General features: G+C 46.7%; 18 protein-coding genes, 1 pseudogene and 1 riboswitch. Of the genes and pseudogenes, 3 read left to right on the forward strand and 16 right to left on the reverse strand.

Annotated elements, in window-relative coordinates:
* Window positions 1-290: 290 nt before the first annotated feature.
* The 8 genes from ACFODW_RS12015 to ACFODW_RS12050 form a co-directional block, all read right to left on the reverse strand.
* Window positions 291-623 (reverse strand): MGMT family protein, encoded by a 333-nt coding sequence (locus ACFODW_RS12015; protein WP_390306751.1) that lies wholly within the window; start codon window positions 621-623, stop codon window positions 291-293.
* 109 nt (window positions 624-732) lie between these two features.
* Window positions 733-1,239, reverse strand: a complete 507-nt coding sequence (locus ACFODW_RS12020; RefSeq protein ID WP_390306753.1) for a DUF3231 family protein — start codon at window positions 1,237-1,239, stop codon at window positions 733-735.
* Between the two features lie 115 nt (window positions 1,240-1,354).
* Window positions 1,355-1,954 (reverse strand): response regulator, encoded by a 600-nt coding sequence (locus ACFODW_RS12025; RefSeq protein WP_390306755.1) that lies wholly within the window; start codon window positions 1,952-1,954, stop codon window positions 1,355-1,357.
* Between the two features lie 15 nt (window positions 1,955-1,969).
* A complete protein-coding gene (locus ACFODW_RS12030) occupies window positions 1,970-3,091 on the reverse strand; it encodes a sensor histidine kinase (protein WP_390306757.1) in 1,122 nt (373 codons plus the stop codon).
* 77 nt (window positions 3,092-3,168) lie between these two features.
* Window positions 3,169-4,221 (reverse strand): fatty acid desaturase, encoded by a 1,053-nt coding sequence (locus ACFODW_RS12035; protein ID WP_390306759.1) that lies wholly within the window; start codon window positions 4,219-4,221, stop codon window positions 3,169-3,171.
* Between the two features lie 294 nt (window positions 4,222-4,515).
* Window positions 4,516-6,450 (reverse strand): ATP-dependent DNA helicase, encoded by a 1,935-nt coding sequence (locus tag ACFODW_RS12040; protein ID WP_390306761.1) that lies wholly within the window; start codon window positions 6,448-6,450, stop codon window positions 4,516-4,518.
* A 183-nt stretch (window positions 6,451-6,633) separates the two neighbouring features.
* Complete coding sequence (locus ACFODW_RS12045) at window positions 6,634-8,151, reverse strand: acetyl-CoA hydrolase/transferase family protein (RefSeq protein WP_390306763.1); 1,518 nt, start codon at window positions 8,149-8,151, stop codon at window positions 6,634-6,636.
* 130 nt (window positions 8,152-8,281) lie between these two features.
* Window positions 8,282-8,926, reverse strand: a complete 645-nt coding sequence (locus ACFODW_RS12050) for a LytTR family DNA-binding domain-containing protein (protein ID WP_390306765.1) — start codon at window positions 8,924-8,926, stop codon at window positions 8,282-8,284.
* Window positions 8,927-9,100: 174 nt separating this feature from the next.
* Between ACFODW_RS12050 and ACFODW_RS12055 the strand changes: the two genes are divergently transcribed.
* Entirely contained in the window at window positions 9,101-10,639 is a 1,539-nt protein-coding gene (locus ACFODW_RS12055; protein WP_390306866.1) for a potassium/proton antiporter, read from the forward strand.
* Window positions 10,640-10,728: 89 nt separating this feature from the next.
* Here the strand turns inward: ACFODW_RS12055 and ACFODW_RS12060 are convergent, their stop codons facing one another.
* Complete coding sequence (locus ACFODW_RS12060) at window positions 10,729-10,959, reverse strand: hypothetical protein (protein WP_390306767.1); 231 nt, start codon at window positions 10,957-10,959, stop codon at window positions 10,729-10,731.
* Between the two features lie 246 nt (window positions 10,960-11,205).
* Here ACFODW_RS12060 and ACFODW_RS12065 point away from each other — a divergent pair.
* Window positions 11,206-11,603 (forward strand): annotated as a pseudogene (locus ACFODW_RS12065) (N-acetylmuramoyl-L-alanine amidase family protein); the annotation flags it as partial.
* A 6-nt stretch (window positions 11,604-11,609) separates the two neighbouring features.
* Window positions 11,610-11,936, forward strand: coding sequence for an SPOR domain-containing protein (locus tag ACFODW_RS12070; RefSeq protein WP_390306868.1), 327 nt, complete (start codon window positions 11,610-11,612; stop codon window positions 11,934-11,936).
* Window positions 11,937-12,032: 96 nt separating this feature from the next.
* Here ACFODW_RS12070 and ACFODW_RS12075 read toward each other — a convergent pair whose 3' ends face one another.
* From ACFODW_RS12075 to metA, 7 genes are all read right to left on the reverse strand, one after another.
* Window positions 12,033-12,722, reverse strand: a complete 690-nt coding sequence (locus ACFODW_RS12075) for an LrgB family protein (protein WP_390306769.1) — start codon at window positions 12,720-12,722, stop codon at window positions 12,033-12,035.
* Entirely contained in the window at window positions 12,715-13,122 is a 408-nt protein-coding gene (locus tag ACFODW_RS12080) for a CidA/LrgA family protein (protein ID WP_390306771.1), read from the reverse strand. The genes ACFODW_RS12075 and ACFODW_RS12080 overlap by 8 nt, the downstream gene beginning before the upstream one ends.
* Before the next feature lie 221 nt (window positions 13,123-13,343).
* Window positions 13,344-15,365: a TRAP transporter permease gene (locus ACFODW_RS12085; RefSeq protein WP_390306773.1), complete on the reverse strand. Its 2,022-nt coding sequence runs from the start codon at window positions 15,363-15,365 to the stop codon at window positions 13,344-13,346.
* Window positions 15,362-15,826: a DUF1850 domain-containing protein gene (locus ACFODW_RS12090; protein WP_390306775.1), complete on the reverse strand. Its 465-nt coding sequence runs from the start codon at window positions 15,824-15,826 to the stop codon at window positions 15,362-15,364. The genes ACFODW_RS12085 and ACFODW_RS12090 overlap by 4 nt, the downstream gene beginning before the upstream one ends.
* Entirely contained in the window at window positions 15,816-16,751 is a 936-nt protein-coding gene (locus ACFODW_RS12095) for a TAXI family TRAP transporter solute-binding subunit (protein ID WP_390306871.1), read from the reverse strand. The genes ACFODW_RS12090 and ACFODW_RS12095 overlap by 11 nt, the downstream gene beginning before the upstream one ends.
* 215 nt (window positions 16,752-16,966) lie before the next feature.
* Window positions 16,967-18,076 carry a 5-methyltetrahydropteroyltriglutamate--homocysteine S-methyltransferase gene (locus ACFODW_RS12100; protein ID WP_390306777.1) on the reverse strand — a complete coding sequence of 370 codons (1,110 nt, stop codon included), beginning with the start codon at window positions 18,074-18,076 and terminating at the stop codon, window positions 16,967-16,969.
* A gap of 82 nt (window positions 18,077-18,158) precedes the next feature.
* Window positions 18,159-18,266, reverse strand: a riboswitch (SAM riboswitch).
* A 72-nt stretch (window positions 18,267-18,338) separates the two neighbouring features.
* The gene (metA, locus tag ACFODW_RS12105; RefSeq protein ID WP_390306779.1) at window positions 18,339-19,247 is read right to left on the reverse strand and encodes a homoserine O-acetyltransferase MetA; all 909 of its coding nucleotides are present in this window, start codon (window positions 19,245-19,247) and stop codon (window positions 18,339-18,341) included.
* Between the last annotated feature and the right edge of the window lie 12 nt (window positions 19,248-19,259).

A 19,259-nucleotide genomic window follows, 5' to 3' on the forward strand; every position in this document is an offset into this window, starting at 1 on the left:
AATCAAAAGAGGCTCCCCGCCATCTGGCAGGAAGCCCCTTCTAAAGATACAGGCAGACTATAAACGTCACCTGTATCCCTATTAACCGCTGTCCTTGCCAGCCTCTCTGGACTGATTTAAAGGTACCAGTATTAAATTACAGTAATTATTACAGATATCCGCTAAGCTGTCAACTGGAATCGAAATGGAATAGGCTGTTACAAACTTTGCAATTTTTCGGCAATTATGTTCTCGTTCACTATTCCACAGCGCTGAAACCGCAAACTGAACCGCCTGTCTCGGCGGACAGCCTAGCCCTCTTCTTCCTCCAGCATTGGGGGCATATGATGCTCATATCGGCCCAAATCCACTCTGCCACCGGTACTTACGTCTACTCCTTCTTCCTCCAGTAGGAACTTCTGCTGCTCGAACCCGCTTTCCCGGCGGATGGCAATTTCCCCCTTGGCATTGATAATCCGATGCCAAGGAAGATTGTATTTCCTGCTCATGGAATGCAGGATCCTGACTACCTGTCTTGCCGCTCGCGGGCTTCCCGCTGCCCTGGCAACCCCGCCATAGCTCATCACCTTGCCCGGCGGCACCTGCTTGATAATATGTATCACGCGTCTGGTAAATGGTTTCATTCAAGTACTCTCCTACGGCTTTTTATCCATTCTAACGCAGGTAAGCGACAGCATTCCAGGATCAGGAAAAAGGCGGGGGTGTTTTCACACCGCCCACCTAATGAAAAACTTATTCTGTTCCATGTTGATGAAGCGGAGGAGGGATCAGCCATCCTTTGTCCTTGTTCAGACGGAGAACCTTCCCTCCAAAAGCAGCAGTTTGTGTATGGAATTGACCGTACATCGCGATAATATCTTCACGGATACTCTGCCCCATCATTTTACTGGCTGAGACCAAGCTGGCAGCCGTGTTAGCTGAGAGAGCTGCAGCAATTTCCGGATCTTGGAAGCGTGCCCCTGCTGGGATTTCATCCAGACTGGCCTGTGGCCTCTCTGGAGGTGCCGGCGGAAGGCCTACTCCATTTTCCTTCAAAAAGGTTTCCTGCTGCTTTACCTCTTGCTGTCCCATTTGAATTGCTTCTTTTATCAATTGAACGAGGTCCTCATCACCAGCATGGTTAACCATTGTCTGGTACCCTGCAATCATTTGGTGGGTAGCCAGTACAGATGCCCATATGCCATACACTTCACCATAATGCATTGGTTCATCCTGAGGGTTTCCACTCATAACGCCCATTGCCATCCTCCTTGCAAATTCATATTTTGTGCCCAATCACCTTTGTACGCACACGGTTAGCTTTTGTGATTTGGATGAATTTATGTATATCGATGGCATGAACTAGTGAATCCGCTTACTTAAGCCAGCCCTTTTCCTTAAAAATGGAAATTGCTTCTATCCGGTTGCCCGCTCCCAGTTTATCCAGAATGACGGACACATAATTACGAACCGTACCGTTTGTCAAATACAGCTCCCCCGCAATTTCTTTCGTGGTTTTCCCTTCCGCAATGAGCCTGATCACCTGTTCTTCACGCTCGGTCAAAGGGTTTTCCTCCTGATAAACAAGATCGACCAGCTCTGGAGCATACACTCTTCTCCCAGACATGATTGTACGGATAGCACCGGCCAATTCCTCGCTTGGACTGTCTTTCAAAAGATATCCACTGACACCAGCTTTTCTTGCACGTTCAAAATACCCTTTGCGGGCAAAGGTGGTCAGGACAATGACCTTGCAAGGATCGTCCTTCAGCTCCTCTGCCGCCTCCAATCCGCTTTTTACCGGCATTTCGATGTCCAGCAGGCATATATCCGGGTTGCATTCCTTTACCAGTGACAGTGCTTCCTCACCATTCCCTGCTTTGCCTACTACTTGAATATCCTCTTCAAGGTCAAGAAGAGCTCCCAAAGCACCGAGCAGCATTCCTTGGTCCTCCGCAATCACAATCCGAATCATTGCTCCATACCTCCTTTACTCTTTGCTTGTGGAAATCGGAACATGTATATCCAGCAATGTTCCTTCTGACCCAATAAGTTCCAGTTTCCCATTCACAAATTCCAGCCTTTCCTTCATGCCCCTAATACCATTTTTCTCGACCAATGGAGTTTCGGATATGCCGATTCCATCATCCTTTACACGGAGGGTGACTTCTGCAGGGGACTCTTTCACCCAGACATGGCATACCGAAGCTTGGCTGTGCTTGGCTACATTATTAATAGCCTCCCTAAGGCACATGCTGAGCACATTTTCTATAAGGAGGGAGGAGTGGTGCAATTCCGTCTCCCCATGCAGGTGGAAGTCAATTCCAGCAGCCGCCAGCAGTTCCTTCACCCGAAGGATCTCCTCATCCAGCCGAGCCCCTTTCATATTGGAGACCATTTCACGCACTTCTTTTAAAGCGGTTCTTGCAGTTTGATGGATATCTCCTATCTCCGCTTTCGCAGCCTCTGGTTTGGCAGTGATCAGCTTTGCCGCCAAATCACTTTTGAGTCCGATCAGGGAGAGCTTCTGGCCCAGCGTATCATGCAGATCACGGGCAATCCGCTCCCTTTCTTCCACCACAACCAGCCGGGAGATCTTCTCATTGGCAGCTTCCAGCTCTTCTTCCAGCCTTTCCCGCCTATTCCGATGGTAAAGGACAGGGGGAAGCAGGATAACACCGATGACAGCAATCGTAATGAATGGAAGCTGGGAAGTGAAAATCTCACTTTGGGTAAACACACTCACACCTACTGCAACGATGGTGAACACCAGATAAACGACATAAAGGGCAGTAAATCCCCCTTTATGTTGGATATTTCCAATATAAAAGGCCAAAAACAGGGCGAAATACACATAACCCCAAATGACAGTCATCACCGTGCTGATAAGAATATTGATACTGACAGATAAATAAACAGTCCACGTCCGTTCTCGTGAAAGAAAAGAAACCCGGTATGTACCGAAAAAAAGGAGAATCATAAAAATCCCAAGTACGATTTCAAGGGTGGATGATGAACGGAATACAAAATAAAATGGCAACAAGCAAAAGATAATCCACGCAAAAGCGCTAAGGCCTGTATTTTTCGGTATAATATGGTACCAGCTCTGCATGATCGCCTCTCCTCCTATTTGTTAAAAGTATATCAAAAAAATGCCCTTTCCCAATGGGAAAAGACATCCATGTATGGTTACTTTTCCTGCAGTGTTGTAATCTGACTGCTAACCTGCAGGCTTATTTTTCTCTTTTTCAAACGGTCCTTAATCTCCCGAAAGCTGACAAACGTCTTATTATCTTCATCATACAGCCGGAAACGAATGGACTTCAAACTGGAAGCAAAGGTGATGGTTGTCGCCTTTTCAAGCGGCGGCGTAGAATCATGCGCTTCTTCCAGATGATAATTCGGCACCTTTGGACTGAGGTGATGGACATGATGGAATCCAATACTTCCAGTAATCCATTGCACCACTTTAGGAAGCTTATAGTAGGAGCTTCCATCTACTGCAGCCTTGACGAAATCCCATTCATCCTCGTTCTCAAAATAGGAATCCTCAAATTGATGCTGTACATAGAACAGCCAAATACCTGCAGCCCCTGCTACGAACATGATAGGCATCTGTATCAAGAGAAATGCCTGCCAGCCGATTGTCCAGATCAACAGGGCGTAAATGGCAGCAATGGAAAAGTTGATCAAATAGGTATTCCATTTTTCTTTCGACTTCGGGTTTTTTCGATTAAAGCGGTTGGATATCAAGAAGAGATACAGTGGGCCCAGGCCGAACATAACGAATGGATTGCGATAAAGACGGTAGGCCAGCCTGCCCCATAGGGAGGCATTAATATATTCTTCCACCGTCATCACCCAGACATCACCTGTCCCCCGCTTATCAAGGTTTCCACTGGTTGCATGGTGGATAGCATGCTCCCTTTTCCATTTTTCAAAAGCAAAATGGGTGATGATTCCGGTAATCGTTCCAACTACCCGGTTCGCCTTGCCACTCTTAAAAAAGGATCCATGTGTGCAGTCATGGAAGATAATGAAAATACGGATGACGAACCCTGCAGCCACTACCGCCAGCGCCACACCAAGCCATACGGAAATGGATAGGCTCTTATATGCAAGAAACCAGAGGAATAAAAATGGCAGGATTGTGTTGATAAGCTGAATAACCCCTGTTTTGGTATCAGACTTCGCAAATGCAGCAACACTTTTCCTCAACTGTGCTTGTTTTTGTTTACTCATAATAGCCTCCGATCGTATCAATCAAAATTTCTCTATTTTAAGCATACCCTTGAACACCTTTCTTATGAAGGCATAACTGTCAGGACCTCAACATGACAAATGTCATATTATCTGATTTGGGAACAAAGGATACAGTACAGTAACGTACGGAGGCGAAACCTCTGAGAGGCATCTGAGCTGGATATGGCTGCATTGTTATAGATAATGACCGAAAGATTCATTCTAATATCTATACAAAAAACAAGCACATGGGCATGATACTTTACCCTGTGCTTGCCTCTGTTAGACGCGGCCTCAGTCTTTCCAATCCATAGCGACCGGCAAGACCCGTTCAACGGCTTCGCGGTGTATTTGTTTTTCTTCCTCTTTCATCCATAATTGTATCGTCCCTCTGTCTTCACTTGTACGGATGAGACGCCCGATTCCCTGACGCAAGCGAAGCAGCATATATGGCAGGTCCACTTGTCTGTCAGGATCAAATGCATGCTTCCGTTTAGCTTGGAAGACGGGGTCTTTTGGCGGAAATGGAAGGGAGGAGATGATGACCTGGTTCAACGATGCCCCCGGCACATCCAAGCCTTCCCACATATGAAAGGCGCAGAGGACAGCTGACCGATCATATTGAAACTTCCTTACCATGGTACTGATTTCTTCATCGCCCTCATAAAGCACTTGGAATGGCCATTCTTTTTCTTCAGCCCATTCCCTGAAGGCACTCATTTCTTCCTCAGAAGCAAACAAGACGAGTGATCCGCCGTCATTCGTTTTCATTTGCTCACCGATTTTCTTCCATTTATCCGTCTGGTTCGTTTCTGTATGGCCATTCACCTGCATATTGCTCTCATAATCAAATGGCGATTCCACCGAAAAGGCCTCAGGCTGTTTAATGCCCAGGCTGTCGGCCAGATAGGTAAAATCACCATCCTGTGACAGGGTAGCCGAGGAGAAGACAAACGGGATATTCTTGGAAAACACTTCTTTTCGTAATACTTCTTCCACGAGCCTTGGCATAATGACCAGGCTGCTTTCCGTTTCGTTCTCCTCCAGCCAGTAGATGCCTTCATCATCCTTCAGCAGGACAGATAACCCATAGGAGAAGAACTCCAGATACTCTTCAATGATTTTGATATGGTAATCATCCATCGTAAACAGTTCTGCATCAAAAACCAGTTGTTCGAGAAGCTGATCCACATTGCGATGGAGTGTACGGGCCATCTCCAGGATATCCGGGGACATGCTAACATCCATACGGTTCGAGCCTTTCACTCGGACAGCCTGCTCTGCCAGCCGGTTGAACCATTTTTCATGCAGCTCCAGGATGTCCTCTACCAGCATCAGAGACTTTTCCCGTACATCCTGCCCCATATAGCCTGTCAGTACATTATGCAGGGCATGGAAATTAAAACGGTAGGTCAACCCTTTCTGAGCTGCAAATTCAAGAAGATGCCCTTCATCAAATACAACACAGCTTGCTTCCGGCAGCAGGGGCATTTGCCCTTCACGCTTGCGGGACTCCTTCGTCCAAATATGCTCCATATAAAAGTCATGGCTGCAGATAATAAGATCCTGTGCATGGCGGTAGTATTCACGGTTCAACGTCTGGCCGCTGCGGTGGCGCCATTCGCAGGTAGAACACTGCTGCAAAGGATCCCAGGCAATGGCCTCCCACTTTTCGTCCGGAACCCATGGATATTCCTTCCGGTCCCCATAACGCTCAAACTTCTGCATGGAAATGCCCTGGTCAAAGACAAAATCGGGAATCTCATCGTATACCCGGAGAATATCTTCATCTTCAGTCTGCTGTGCCAATGGATCCAGTTTTTTCATACATACATAATTTTCCCGGGCTTTGGCCAGGCGGACATCCACAGACAAACCGAGCGCCTTCTCTAGCTTCTCGATGTCTCCATCCTTTTTCACCAGCTGCTCAATCAGTGTTTCGTCAGCACAGGAAATGATGGCCGGAACCCCTTTATAGCGTGCATAGCAAATCGCATAAAGCAGGTAAACAAACGTTTTGCCCGTCCCCACACCCGCTTCTGCGAATATCGTCCGCTTATTTTTAAAGGCCTGTTCCAGCTGAAAAGCCATATATATCTGTTCATCCCGAAGTTCATATCCCTGCTCAGGCAGAATGTCATAAAAAACATCACCAATATAGTCTCCGAGACGATCAAAGAAATTATCCGTTTTTCCTACAGTAAATGGAAGTGAACCTTGTTTTGCCATTGAAAAGCTCCCTTGTCTTCATTGATTCGAAAGGCTATTATACATCCTACAACGGAAACTGACCAGTAAGAACTGTCAGAACAGTATATAGCTAGCCAAAATGAAAATGCCGGGCTTCCCTCCCAAGGAAACCCGGCTGTATATCATCTAACCCCTATTGTCTATCATTTTTTTCGCCAACAACTAGTTCTGCCCAACCAATTGCTGCCTCATTGTTCCGTGCTCTGCAAAGTTGGCATGCCAGGAGAATGCTTTTTCCAGCACGTGCGGTGTCTGCCCGCCTCTTGCCAGTGCCTCCTGGTAATAATCCCATAACTGCTTCCGGTAGGACGGATGGGCGCAGTTCTCAATGATCATCGGCACCCTCTCCCTTGGTGCCAGGCCTCGGAGGTCAGCAAACCCCTGTTCAGTGACCACTACATCCACATCATGTTCCGTATGATCTACATGAGATACAAACGGAACGATGCTGGAAATGTCTCCATTTTTAGCGATGGACTTGGTGACAAAGATGGCGAGCCGTGCATTGCGTGCAAAATCCCCAGACCCACCGATACCGTTCATCATCTTGGTACCACTGACATGGGTGGAGTTAATATTTCCATAAATATCAAATTCTAATGCCGTGTTGATGGAAATCAGACCAAGCCTGCGAATGATCTCCGGATGATTGGAAATTTCCTGCGGCCGCATGATCAGTTTGTCCCGATACTTTTCAAAGTTGCTGAATACCTGTTTCATCTTTTCCTCTGACAGAGTAATGGAACAGCAGGAGGCAAAGTCCACCTTCCCAGCGTCCATCAGATCGAAGACAGCATCCTGCAACACTTCTGAATAGACCTGAAGATGTTTAAACTCTGAATCCACCATTCCATGCAAGACAGCGTTGGCTACGGAGCCAATTCCCGACTGCAGAGGTGCCAGCTGTTTTGTCAGTCTGCCCTGATCGATTTCCCCCCGGAGGAAGTCGAGAAGGTGATCAGCCATGATTTTTGTTTCCTCATCAGGCTGGACAATGGTGGAAGGGGAATCATCCTGATGAGTGAACACAATGCCCTTCACCTTGTCATGATCTACCGGAATCCCCTCCATACCAATACGATCGTCAGCATTAACGAGAGGAATAGGATCTCGTTCACCTTGTTTGCCAGGGCTGTAAAGGTCATGAATTCCTTCGAGCTGCTCTGGTTGAGCGGTATTGATTTCGATAATGATGGACGTGGCATTTTCCACAAAGGACAGGGAATTTCCAATGGAAGTCGAAGGTATGATTATACCATCTTCCCTTATTGATATCGCTTCCACTATTGCGTAATCAACAGATGGAAGAACCAGTCCGTGCAGGAGCTCCGCCGTATGTGACAAATGATGGTCGACAAACAGATGCCCGCCCGAATTGATTTCCTTTCTCATTGACGGGTCCGCCTGGAATGGCAGGCGTTTGTTGACAATGCCTGCTTCTGCAAAGAGTTTATCAACATCAGAACCAAGTGATGCACCAGTGAATACATTTACCTTGAATTCCTCTCCAGTCTCTGCACGTTTCACAATTGCTGTAGGCACAGCTTTCACATCCCCTGCCCGGGTAAAGCCGCTCAAGCCAAGCGTCATCCCATCTTGAATCCAGGATGCTGCTTCTTCCGCCGGCACCACCCGGTCGCGCAGGCGAGGGTCTCTTATTCGATCATAGGTATTCTCCATGTCTCATCCCTCTTCCATAGTGTTTGATACCTATGTTACCGTAAACGCTTTCTTTATAGGAGATTTTTGCAGAAGTCACAAAATTACCGAATGAGCGAAGAAATAAGCAGCCCCAGACAGAAAGAATTTGTCAAAAATCCAACAATTTCCTGAAGTAGCTGGCATATGTCTGGCTGACCGGCACTTGGGCTCCATCATCCATCTCCAGAACGAATGTCGAATGGGTATCCGGATAGATATCCTTGATATGATGAACATTAACAATAAATGAACGGTGACACCGGATGAAGAAATCGCGTGGCAATATATATTCAAACTCCTGAAGCGCATTTTTATGGGTGCCGGAAACATCTTTGGACACCACATGAGTCTTCCGCTCCCGGACTTCCAAATATTTCACCTCATCAAAGGGAATCGGCCGCCAGCCGTCGCTGGTCTTCACAGTCAGGACGGATTTCCCCTCCGTGAATGCCGGGTATATGGCCAGCACACAACCTTCCAGCTTTTCCCCATCATGGAAAGGTACAGCCATGCCGTGGTAGGGCACACCGTAAACACTACGGTCTATAAATTCTGAAACTTTCAGTTGGGATGTAAGTGCTTTATGTGCCAATGTGCCTTCTTTAATGGGATCGCCGGGCCTTATTTTCAGATCGACCCGTTTGCTGGGCCGGTAGTACACATAATTATCCAAATTGGATACTGCGATGGAAATTTCATCGGAAAAAAGCTCGCCGATGACATCAAGCAATGAACCTAGCGTCAAATTCTCCATGTTTCATCCTCCATTGTGAAAATCCTCTCCACATTATACTATAACGCTCCACAGGCATGGTAATGTAAGGGTTTCCACAGATGGATTCTTTGTTTTTTTCCAGCATAAAATTTATAATTATATCATGAACTTTTTATATTTGTTTCTTTAATGAAAGGATTGTTGCCTTTGGATATGTCTATCGGTGCGATTATATTATTATTTGCACTCATGCTGATTGTCGGCGTTTTCACCACTAAATTCTCTTCTCGTTTAGGCCTGCCTTCCCTGGTACTTTTCCTCCTTGCCGGGATGCTGGTCAATACCTACCTATCCTTTGAAGATGTCAAACTTACCCAGTTGATAGGAATCATGGCATTGATTATTATCCTGTTTGATGGGGGCACGCAGACCAAATGGTCCAATATACGGCCAGTGCTCGGGGCCGCCGGAAGCCTCGCTACTGTCGGTGTACTGCTGACTTCAGTGATCACTGGATTTGCAGCCATGTATGTATTCGACTTTTCCCTGCTGGAGGGCATGCTCCTTGGAGCAATCGTCGGATCCACCGATGCTGCTGCCGTTTTCGCCGTACTGGGCAGTAAAAACTTTGATAAGCGCCTGACAGCTACACTGGAAGCAGAATCAGGTTCCAATGACCCAATGGCCGTATTCCTCACCGTTGCCTTAATTGAGCTGATACAGTTTCCTGATGCATCCATCTGGATGGCCATCGGCAGCTTCTTTGTCCAAATGGGACTGGGCCTCCTGCTTGGTCTATTATTCGGGAAGATCACCGTGTTTATCATCAATCATATCAAGCTGGACACTTCCAGTCTATATCCTGTACTGGCGATGGGATCTGCCATCTTCACTTATGCTGTTACCGACTACCTGAATGGAAGCGGGTTGCTTGCAGTTTATGTAATGGCTGTCTTTATCGGAAACAACGATTTGACCCACCGTTTCACCATCCTTCGTTTCAATGAAGGATTCGCATGGATGATGCAGATCGTCATGTTCATCCTCATGGGCATGCTCGTGTTCCCGACTCAATTGATGGAAGTATTCTGGGAAGGCATACTGCTGGCACTAGTGCTCATGGTAATTGCTAGACCTGTTGCCACCTTTGTAACAATGGCCTTTATGAAATACAATGTAAAGGAGAAAACCTTTGTTTCCTGGGCAGGATTGAAGGGCGCGGTACCGATTGTTCTTGCCACCTATCCCGTCTTGGCAGGGGTGGAGAACAGCGATCTCATCTTCAACGCCGTCTTCTTCGTTGTCCTATTCTCTGCACTTGTTCAAGGAAGCACTCTCTCCTGGCTGGCAACCAAGCTGGGGCTGACCATCAGTGATAACCAAGCAAGTGCAAGCATTGAATTGATCAACCTGGGAACCACCGATTCGGAAATTATGAAATTGACAGTGACCAGAGAAACCCCCGCTGTCGGCAAATCGCTGACCAATTTAGACTTGCCGGATGATACGCTTGTCATTGGGATCACCCGAGGAAAAAAGCTGCTTACACCTACCGGCAACACAGTCATTGACCATGGTGACACTCTTTATGTATTAAGTGATAAGGAGAATAGGCCGCTTGCCAAAAGAGTCTTGCTCGGCGACCTGGATAAACCTAAGAAGAAAAAGAAAAAGCCAAAGCGGGCAAAACCAGAACAAACAGAAAAAAAAGAACCCTATCAGAAGGAAAAAATAGAAAATAACAGGGATTGATGATTTTCACCTGCTGAAAAGACTTGCCCAGTATAACCGATAAAAGGGAAAGCCGATGAGGCTTTCCCTTTATGCATGGATGAAAGCTGTCAACCGCTCATGGAGTGCTCTGCGGAGGCAACTGCCGATATCCCACCTGAGCTAGCGATAAAGGCGGGCTGCTGCCGATATCCCCTGCCTCCGAGTGATAAACTCATTCTCCAAGCGATATTCTCCATCTGCTGCCGATAAATCTCTGCTCCTGCTGATACCCTGCCTGAACTAGCGATAAAGACGGGCTGCTGCTGATATCCCCACGAACGGCGGATAGGCGGCGGCAATTGCTGATATCCCGTCTCAGTTATCGATAAATCTGCGCTCCTGCTAATACCCTACCTGAGCTAGCCAATAGGATTGATCCCTCCAATTTTTCCACAGCCTGCTGTGATAGAAGCTATTTTACCAGAGCATGCCCCTTTCCTGCTCCCTTTTTCGATTATAGATAAAAAGGGAGGGATTCTGAGATGAAACTTTACTTGGACCCCGGGCATGGTGGAAAAGACCCGGGAGCAGTAAGTGGTAGGTTAATGGAAAAAGAAGTAGTTTGGCAGATAGCGAAAGTGATACAGCAGCAGATAAGAGATGATTATCAAGGGGTAGAAGTAATAATGAGCCGCACGAAAAGCGAAGGCAAAAGCCTTTTCACCCGCACGATGGAAGCCAATAGATGGGGAGCAGACTTTTCCTCTCCATACATTGCAATGCTTCAAGCGATATGGCGGACGGCTATGAAGATTTTATTTACCACCGCCTGCCTCCACGGTCAACAACTGCAAAAATCCAAAAGATAATGCATCAGGAGATATCAAAAGCAGCTGGATTAAGGGACCGGGGAAGTAAAAGAGCGAATTTTCATGTGTTGAGGGAAACAGACATGCCTGCGCTTTTGACAGAAAACGGTTTTATCGACCATCCCTCGGACGCAGCTTGTATGCGCAACCCGGCCTGGATTGAAAGAATTGCCCGAGGCCATGTAGAAGGAGTGGTGAAAGCCTTCAACCAGCAGGCAAGCAAGAAATCGATAAAGAGAGGGATCCGAGTTATTGCTGGATCATTCCATAATCAGGAATATGCACGGGTGCTGGCTGGCACCTTCCAAAAAGCCGGGTTGAACATGTCTGAACAGAAAGTGACTATTCAGGGAAAGACCTGGTACCGGGTCCAGACGCCAATTTTTCCGGACAGGAAAACTGCCGAGGCATATCTAGAAAGAACCAGGAATATGGGAATCAGGGATGCCTTTATCACCATCAATTAGTGATGGTTAGGAAAAAGTTCAGGCTGGCAGCAAGCTCTGTCAGCCTTTTATTTGTGTACTGCTGGTGGCCGCGCCTTGGTATAAAGGGCGCCCCCATTACATCAGCCACATAATGAACCACGGGGCGATGACCGATACAGTAACAGCGCTGACCACCATTGCAATCGTACTGACTGATCCTTCCATTTTGCTTCGTTCCATGACGATCGCCGTACCAATAGCATGACTGGCACTCCCTACTCCCACACCTTTTCCTGCTTCCTCTGTGATTCCGGTATACTTCAAGACTAGACGATGAAGCATGGCACCGCCTATTCCCGCAATCATGACAAACACCGCTGCCAGCGACTTGATTCCTCCCGTAGAAGCAGCCACTTCTATCGCCACAGGGGTGGTGGAGTTTTTAGGAATTAGGGAATATATAATGGTTTCTTCTACTCCGGCCCATTTTGCCAGCAGAATTCCGCTGGCGACCCCAACCACTGCACCGGTTATCGTTCCGGTCAAAATCGGTACAGTAAGCCTCTTAAGGGTCTCACGCTGTTCATAAAGGGGATAGGCAAGGGCCACTACTGCAGGTCCGAGCAGCCAGTTTATCCAGCTCCCGCCTACCATGTATGTTTCATAAGGGATATTAAAAAACAACAGGAAGGCGACGATAATAGCAGTAGAAGGGATAACTGGCGCCAGAAAAGTATAGCCCCATCTCCAGTAAATTCTTAAGGAGAGATAATAGACGGCGATTGTCGCTATAAAAGCTGTAGAACCTATCAATAAATTACCCATGACTGCCTTCCTCCTTCCTATATTCCATTTCATCCATGTCCCTGTTCTTCCTTCGGGCCAGCCACTGGCTTACATGTCCGGAAACTACCATGACGATCAAGGTACTGCCCAAGCCGATAATGACCAGCAGAAAGCCAGCTCCGGCAAACAGATCAAAATAATTGATGATTCCGACGGTGGCAGGGATGAAGAATAATGCTAGATGTTTGACCACAAATTGTGCTCCCTCATCCACCCACTGGGGTTTTACAATCCCGCTCATTAACAGGGAGAACAGCAATACCAAACCGATGACACTCCCAGGTATAAACAGGTTCAGGGCTTGCTGAATCTGCATGCCTATCCAATACATCCCGAATAAGACACCGATATGTATCGCAATTTTTACTACCATTTGCATGGAAACTCACTCCAATGACTTTTCATAGAGTCTAGTATAGCAAAAAAAGAGAGAGTCCGAGGAAAAGAACGAGGGCGGGAGATGCCTGTTCCGTGATGTGCGGAGGTAAAGGAAGCCTTGCTGGCCGCTGGGCGCAGCTATTTTTGATTACACGTGGAGGAAAAAATCAATTTTAAACAAAGCCGGACAGCATAACCGCTGTCCGGCTTTTTAATAACTGCCTAGGCGGCAGCAGAAAAATCTTTTCGATTTTGTATAAAGTTAATAGCCGTGATTACTCCAATAACAACCAAACCAATGATATCACTCATCGTCTCCGGCATGATAGTAAGCAATGCACCTGCACCCAGGAACAAACGGTAGATGATATTCATCTCCGTCTTTAAATATCCTTCCAAGGCTCCGCTCAGTGCAATAATACCGATCAAGGATGTGACGACGATGGTTATAATCGACATCACCGGCGGCAGGGCGAACTCTGTAGCATTAACTGCAACCCCTGTCGTATCAATCATCAGCATGGAAGAATCATAGACAAATATATATGGAATTATAAAACCGGCCAATGAAAGCTTCAATGCCTGGAATCCTGTCCGCATCGGATCGCCTCCAGAGACACCGGCCCCCGCAAATGCTGCAAGAGCAACAGGCGGTGTGATATTGGCAAAAATTCCAAAGTAGAACACAAATAAATGTGCGACTAGCACCGGGATGCCGAATTCGGCCAGGGCCGGCGCCGTCATGGTTGCCGTAATGATATAAGCTGGAATAGACGGTAGGCCCATTCCGAGAATGATCGAGGCAATCATCGTAAAGAACAGGGTCAGGAACAAGGATCCTGCGCCAATGCTTGTAATGGCTGACGTCATAACAGTACCGAAACTGGTCAAGCTGACCACTCCGATGATAATCCCCACTACAGCACAAGCAATCATTACAGACAAGGACTGCCTTGCCCCGTTTTCCATCGCCTGCAGTACATCAGTGATCGACATCCTCGTTGACTTGCGCAAAGTAGCGACCGCGATTGTGAGCAGAATGGTATTGAATGCTGCATAGCCGATCGGCACATTCATATACAGCATGATGATCAAGCCGACAATCGGCAGCAAAAGATGGCCTCTTTCTTTCAGCACTTCCTTCACTTGTGGCAGATCTGCCTTTGGAATGCCTTTGAGTCCACGCTTTCCAGCACGGAAATGAACTTGCATGATAACAGCCAGGAAATATAATACTGCTGGGAGCAGGGCAGCCAAGGCTATAGTGCCGTACGCAATCCCGGTGGTTTCCGCCATAATGAAAGCACTCGCCCCCATAATCGGAGGCAGAATCTGCCCGCCAACAGAGGCGCTTGCTTCCACGGCCCCTGCAAAGTTTTTATGATAACCGATTTTTTTCATTAGCGGTATAGTGAATGAACCTGTACCGACTACGTTTGCTACGGCTGCACCATTGATGCTCCCCATGAACCCACTGGAAATGACGGCCACTTTTGCAGGACCGCCCTTCTGTCTGCCGGCTAGTGCCATCGCGAGATCATTGAATAGCTGTCCCATGCCGGACTTTGCCAGGAAGGCTCCGAAGAGGATGAATAGAAAGATGAATTGCACAGAAGCTCCGATTGCTGTAGAAAACAGCCCCTCCGTCTTTAAGTACAACTGTCCGAAAATATCCCCTAGATCAAAGAGTCTGGTCATCAGCATATCCGGCAGCCAGATATTGTGGCTGATGAATGGATAAGCAAGAAAAATCAAGGCAAGGATTGGCAGAATGATTCCGGTCACACGGCGTGCCGCCTCCAGTACAAGGACGACAGTGAGCATAGCCATGGCAATATCCATGCCGTTGGGGATGCCGCCTCGTGTGGTCACAATTTCCGTATATTCGTAAATCAAATACCCAGCCGTCGACAGACTAAGCAAAAAGAGCAGCCAGTCATATACCGGCACCTTCGATCGGTCCTGATTTTTGAACGTTGGGTATAGCAGGAAGATCAAGGCCATCCCCACAGCCATGTGAACAGCCCTTTGCTGCAAAGCGGGCATTGGATTATAGGTAATATATAAATGATATGCGGAATATAGGATAGCTATTACAGATATAAAGATGGCAATAGATCTGTTTTTCATTTTACGCACACGGGCATCGGTGTCGAATTTCTCGAGTACTTCCTGACTAGCTGTCTTATCTTCCTCTTTCTCGGATATACTCTCTATATTTAAATCTCTGTTGTCTTTTTTCATAGAAACTTCCCTCCCAAATACTCCCATACATGAAGATAGTGTACAGATATTCGCAAATTCTCATGGTGATCAACCAACTCATATAAAGGAATAACAGCCTCTTTTGTTTCCAAACGAGTTTCTGCATCCTTGGAAACAGCCAAGTTCACTTCATCCATTTTCCTTTCCACCTTCATATGGACAAATCCATCCTGATTGCGGATCACCTCTCCGTCTGAAGGAGTCCCGGCACCAAATGTCTTGAACAGCGTATCTGTCAGCATAAGCTTGCTGCCATGCCGTTCATATGTTTCAAACCATTCTTCTTTCTCCACAGAATGAATCCATTTCAGCTGAAAAGCCGGTTCTTTCAAATAGTAGACCGTGTTATCCGCTTCCAGCCCAATCACAGGTAGTTTGAAAAACAGGAAAAAAAAGGGCACAATCAACCATGCGCCCCATTTCATCCACTTACTGTTCATTATAATAGCGTTCGGCTCCTGGATGGAGTGGTGCTACAAGTCCTTCTTGGGCTTCTTCCAAGGAAATGTCAGAAGCTGCCTGGTGGGAGTTTTCCAAAGAATCCAGGTTTTCAAAGAATGCCTTTGTCAACTTGTAGACATCCTCTTCACTCATATCTTCGCGTACAATCAAAGCATTCATGATGGCAGCTGTTGGAACTGCTTCCTCATTGCCATACGTATCTGCCGGTATTTCCATTGGTACAAAATAGGACTGATCCTGGGCGATTTCCTCTACATCTTCCTGTTTGATGGTTACCAGCCGGATGTCCAGTGATTCGGAAAGCTCTAACAGGGAAGCATTAGGAAGCCCACTGGTCAGGAAAGCGGCATCCAATTGACCTGCCCTCAGTCCATCGGCTGCTTCAGCATACCCTAAATAATCAACTTCCAAGTCGTCATAGGTTATCCCATGTCCTTTCAGAAGATTACGGGCGTTCACCTCTACACCGGAGTTTTGGTCGCCAACCGCTACCCGTTTTCCTTCCAGGTCTGAAAGGGTTTCTATTCCAGAATCGGCTGTAGTCACTACTTGTACATAGTTAGGGTATAATGCTGCTATCTGATTGACTTTCTCAATCGGTGCGTCAAAGTTCCCCGTCCCCTCGACTGCCTGACTCACAACATCACTCATGGTGAAAGCCATTTCAATTTTATCTTCTTTCATCAAGTTGACGTTTTCCACGGAAGCTCCTGTGGTCTGTGTTCTTGAATTAATTCCGAATTCATTACTATATGTTTCCGCCAAGGTTGTGCCAATAATGTTGTATGGACCGGAAGAACCACCAGTCGCGATGGTGACGATATTTGTATCGAGTCCTTCTCCATTGCCTCCTGCTTCACCGCCTGATTCTTCATTCCCACCGCCACAGGCAGCAAGCAGCATCAAAACCAATACCCCTAATGCCAAACCTATTTTATTTCGTAACAATTCTATTACCCCCTTTATAAGATTCCAAAAATAGTATACAGCAAACGGTTTCAATTGGGAAGTAACTTACCATTATTTTGAATTTGTTAAATATTACCCGATATATATACAAAAAAACAGGCTGCACCGGAATAGTAATTTCCAGTGCAGCCTGCTTTTCTTAATATCTATTATTTCCATACATCCTTGGCAATGTCGAGGACATGGCGGATTTTTTCCCATTGCTGTTCCTCAGTAATATCATTACCTTCTTCAGTAGAAGCAAATCCACATTGCGGGCTGAGGGCCAACTGGTCGGCCGGCAAATACTCAGCAGCTTTGGAAATGCGTTGTTTCACTTCTTCCTTGTCTTCCAGCTCGCCGAACTTAGTAGTAATGAGTCCGAGGACCACATGCAAGTCATCTCTATTCACATGCTTGAGGGGCTCGAATCCACCAGAACGTTCATCATCAAATTCAAGGAACAGCCCATCAACTTGAAGTTTACTGAAAATAATTTCAGAAACCGCATCATAAGACCCCTCACTGAAATAGTGGGAACGGTAGTTGCCTCGGCAGATGTGCATGGTTATCAGCATGTCATCCGGACGGCCTTCCAATGATTCATTAATCGCACGGGTAAACAGTTCCTGCAGCTTCTCCGGGTCATACCCCTTGTCGCGGAGGGATTGGAGACCCTTCTCAGATAAGAAAGTTGCCCAGGAAGTGTCATCCAGCTGCAAATAGCGGCAGCCGGCATCATAGAATGCGCGGATGGCCTTCTTGTAAGCTTTGGTCAAATCCGGCAGAATGTCCTCCACGCCATATGTATCCTCGTCAATTTCTCCTCGCAGGAGAAGCATGTTCGGACTTGGTATGGTCATTTTAGGTACATGGTTTTCTCCTACTTGCTCATGCAAAAACTTGTAATGTTCCAGGAAGGGATGCCTTTCATCAAAATCCACCTTATCCTCTACCTTGATAATATAGGACTTTGTTTCAATCCCTTTAAAGCTCAGCCCAGATCCTGGGTCGTATCCCCTTACCCCTACAAGGTTTTCAAGGAAATCAAAATGCCACCAGGAACGGCGAAATTCGCCATCCGTGATGGATTGCAGCCCTGCTTCCTTCTGCTTCTCCACCAACTTGATGATCTCTTCATCTTCGACCTTCCGCAGCTGTTCTGCTGTAATTTCTCCATTTGCATGTTGCAATCTTGCCTGCTTCAAGCGCTCCGGCCGCAGCAGACTTCCTACATGATCCCCTTTAAAAGGAGCCTTCTTCTCTAACTTTACTGCCATGATTCGTCCCTCTCCTTCTATGGTGTAATAATGAAAAAGGGCCTCTCGCATAAGAAGAGACCCTGCATAAAGCAATTCATCCCTCTTATCATTCAAGCCGCCAGACGACTTGCTGGAAGTAGCACCTTGTCGGGAAAAACAGGTTGCTGAGGCTTCATTGGTCCAGTCCCTCGGCCTCTCCGGATAAGAACAATTCATTTAATTGTCTGTATTTTCATATCTAGTATGATAGCATTTTTTCCTCTAAAAGCAAAGGGGTTGATTAATCCCATTGATATGGTGTCTGCTGATAGACATAATAATTGAGCCAATTAGAGAACAGCAGATGTGTATGGGACCTCCATGTATTCAAAGGATGCTGGTTTACATCGTTATTCGGAAAATAATTCTCAGGTATGCTGATATCAAGCCCTTTGCTCAAGTCGCGGGCATATTCTTCTGCAAGCGTATCTGCATCATATTCCAAATGGCCCGTAACCATGATATGCTTCTCATCCTTGGATAAAATTATGAAAGCGCCCGCCTCTTCGGAAGAAGACAGCAGCAGAAGGCGCGGGTCTTTCTCTATATCTTCCATGGAAACGGCAGTATAGCGGGAATGAGGGGCATTGAAGATATCCTCAAACCCACGGACCAGATTGATGGTCTGGTCGGAAACCCGGTGCTGATAGATGCCGGAGAGCTTCTTCGGCAGCGGATACTTGTTGATTCCATAATGATAATACAAGGAAGCCTGTGCCCCCCAACAAATATTCAGTACGGAAGTGACATTGCTCTTGCTCCACTCCATGATCTCTGTCAATTCGTCCCAATAGTCCACTTCTTCAAACTCAAGGTGTTCAATGGGTGCTCCGGTTATGATCATTCCATCAAAGCGGCGGTCCTTTACCTCTCCGAATGTTTCATAGAACGTGTCTAAATGAGATTTGCTAGTATTCTTCGCTTCATGTGTCTTCATCCTCAGAAAGGAAATGTTCACCTGCAACGGCGTATTGCCAAGCAGACGAAGGAGCTGCAGTTCAGTTCTTTCCTTTTCTGGCATGAGGTTGACGATAAGGATATTCAACGGACGGATATCCTGTGATCTGGCACGATCCTCATCCATTACAAATATCTTTTCATGCCTCAGCTCTTCAGTTGCTGGCAGTTCCTTTGGTATATTTATTGGCAACAGCATCTCCCC

Origin of the sequence: Virgibacillus sediminis, assembly GCF_042643265.1 — a bacterium.
In the GTDB taxonomy this organism is placed as follows: domain Bacteria; phylum Bacillota; class Bacilli; order Bacillales; family Amphibacillaceae; genus Virgibacillus_O; species Virgibacillus_O sediminis.

Excerpts from the sequence above, each read along its gene's own strand:
- ACFODW_RS12025 (WP_390306755.1), bottom strand. The coding sequence starts at position 1,954 with ATGATTCGGATTGTGATTGCGGAGGACCAAGGAATGCTGCTCGGTGCT.
- ACFODW_RS12075 (WP_390306769.1), bottom strand. The coding sequence starts at position 12,722 with ATGGGTAATTTATTGATAGGTTCTACAGCTTTTATAGCGACAATCGCC.
- ACFODW_RS12035 (WP_390306759.1), bottom strand. The coding sequence starts at position 4,221 with ATGAGTAAACAAAAACAAGCACAGTTGAGGAAAAGTGTTGCTGCATTT.
- ACFODW_RS12085 (WP_390306773.1), bottom strand. The coding sequence starts at position 15,365 with ATGAAAAAAGACAACAGAGATTTAAATATAGAGAGTATATCCGAGAAA.
- ACFODW_RS12100 (WP_390306777.1), bottom strand. The coding sequence starts at position 18,076 with ATGGCAGTAAAGTTAGAGAAGAAGGCTCCTTTTAAAGGGGATCATGTA.
- ACFODW_RS12095 (WP_390306871.1), bottom strand. The coding sequence starts at position 16,751 with ATGCTGCTTGCTGCCTGTGGCGGTGGGAATGAAGAATCAGGCGGTGAA.
- ACFODW_RS12020 (WP_390306753.1), bottom strand. The coding sequence starts at position 1,239 with ATGGGCGTTATGAGTGGAAACCCTCAGGATGAACCAATGCATTATGGT.
- ACFODW_RS12040 (WP_390306761.1), bottom strand. The coding sequence starts at position 6,450 with ATGGCAAAACAAGGTTCACTTCCATTTACTGTAGGAAAAACGGATAAT.
- ACFODW_RS12090 (WP_390306775.1), bottom strand. The coding sequence starts at position 15,826 with ATGAACAGTAAGTGGATGAAATGGGGCGCATGGTTGATTGTGCCCTTT.
- ACFODW_RS12045 (WP_390306763.1), bottom strand. The coding sequence starts at position 8,151 with ATGGAGAATACCTATGATCGAATAAGAGACCCTCGCCTGCGCGACCGG.
- ACFODW_RS12015 (WP_390306751.1), bottom strand. The coding sequence starts at position 623 with ATGAAACCATTTACCAGACGCGTGATACATATTATCAAGCAGGTGCCG.
- ACFODW_RS12030 (WP_390306757.1), bottom strand. The coding sequence starts at position 3,091 with ATGCAGAGCTGGTACCATATTATACCGAAAAATACAGGCCTTAGCGCT.
- ACFODW_RS12070 (WP_390306868.1), top strand. The coding sequence starts at position 11,610 with ATGCGCAACCCGGCCTGGATTGAAAGAATTGCCCGAGGCCATGTAGAA.
- ACFODW_RS12050 (WP_390306765.1), bottom strand. The coding sequence starts at position 8,926 with ATGGAGAATTTGACGCTAGGTTCATTGCTTGATGTCATCGGCGAGCTT.
- ACFODW_RS12080 (WP_390306771.1), bottom strand. The coding sequence starts at position 13,122 with ATGCAAATGGTAGTAAAAATTGCGATACATATCGGTGTCTTATTCGGG.
- ACFODW_RS12055 (WP_390306866.1), top strand. The coding sequence starts at position 9,101 with ATGTCTATCGGTGCGATTATATTATTATTTGCACTCATGCTGATTGTC.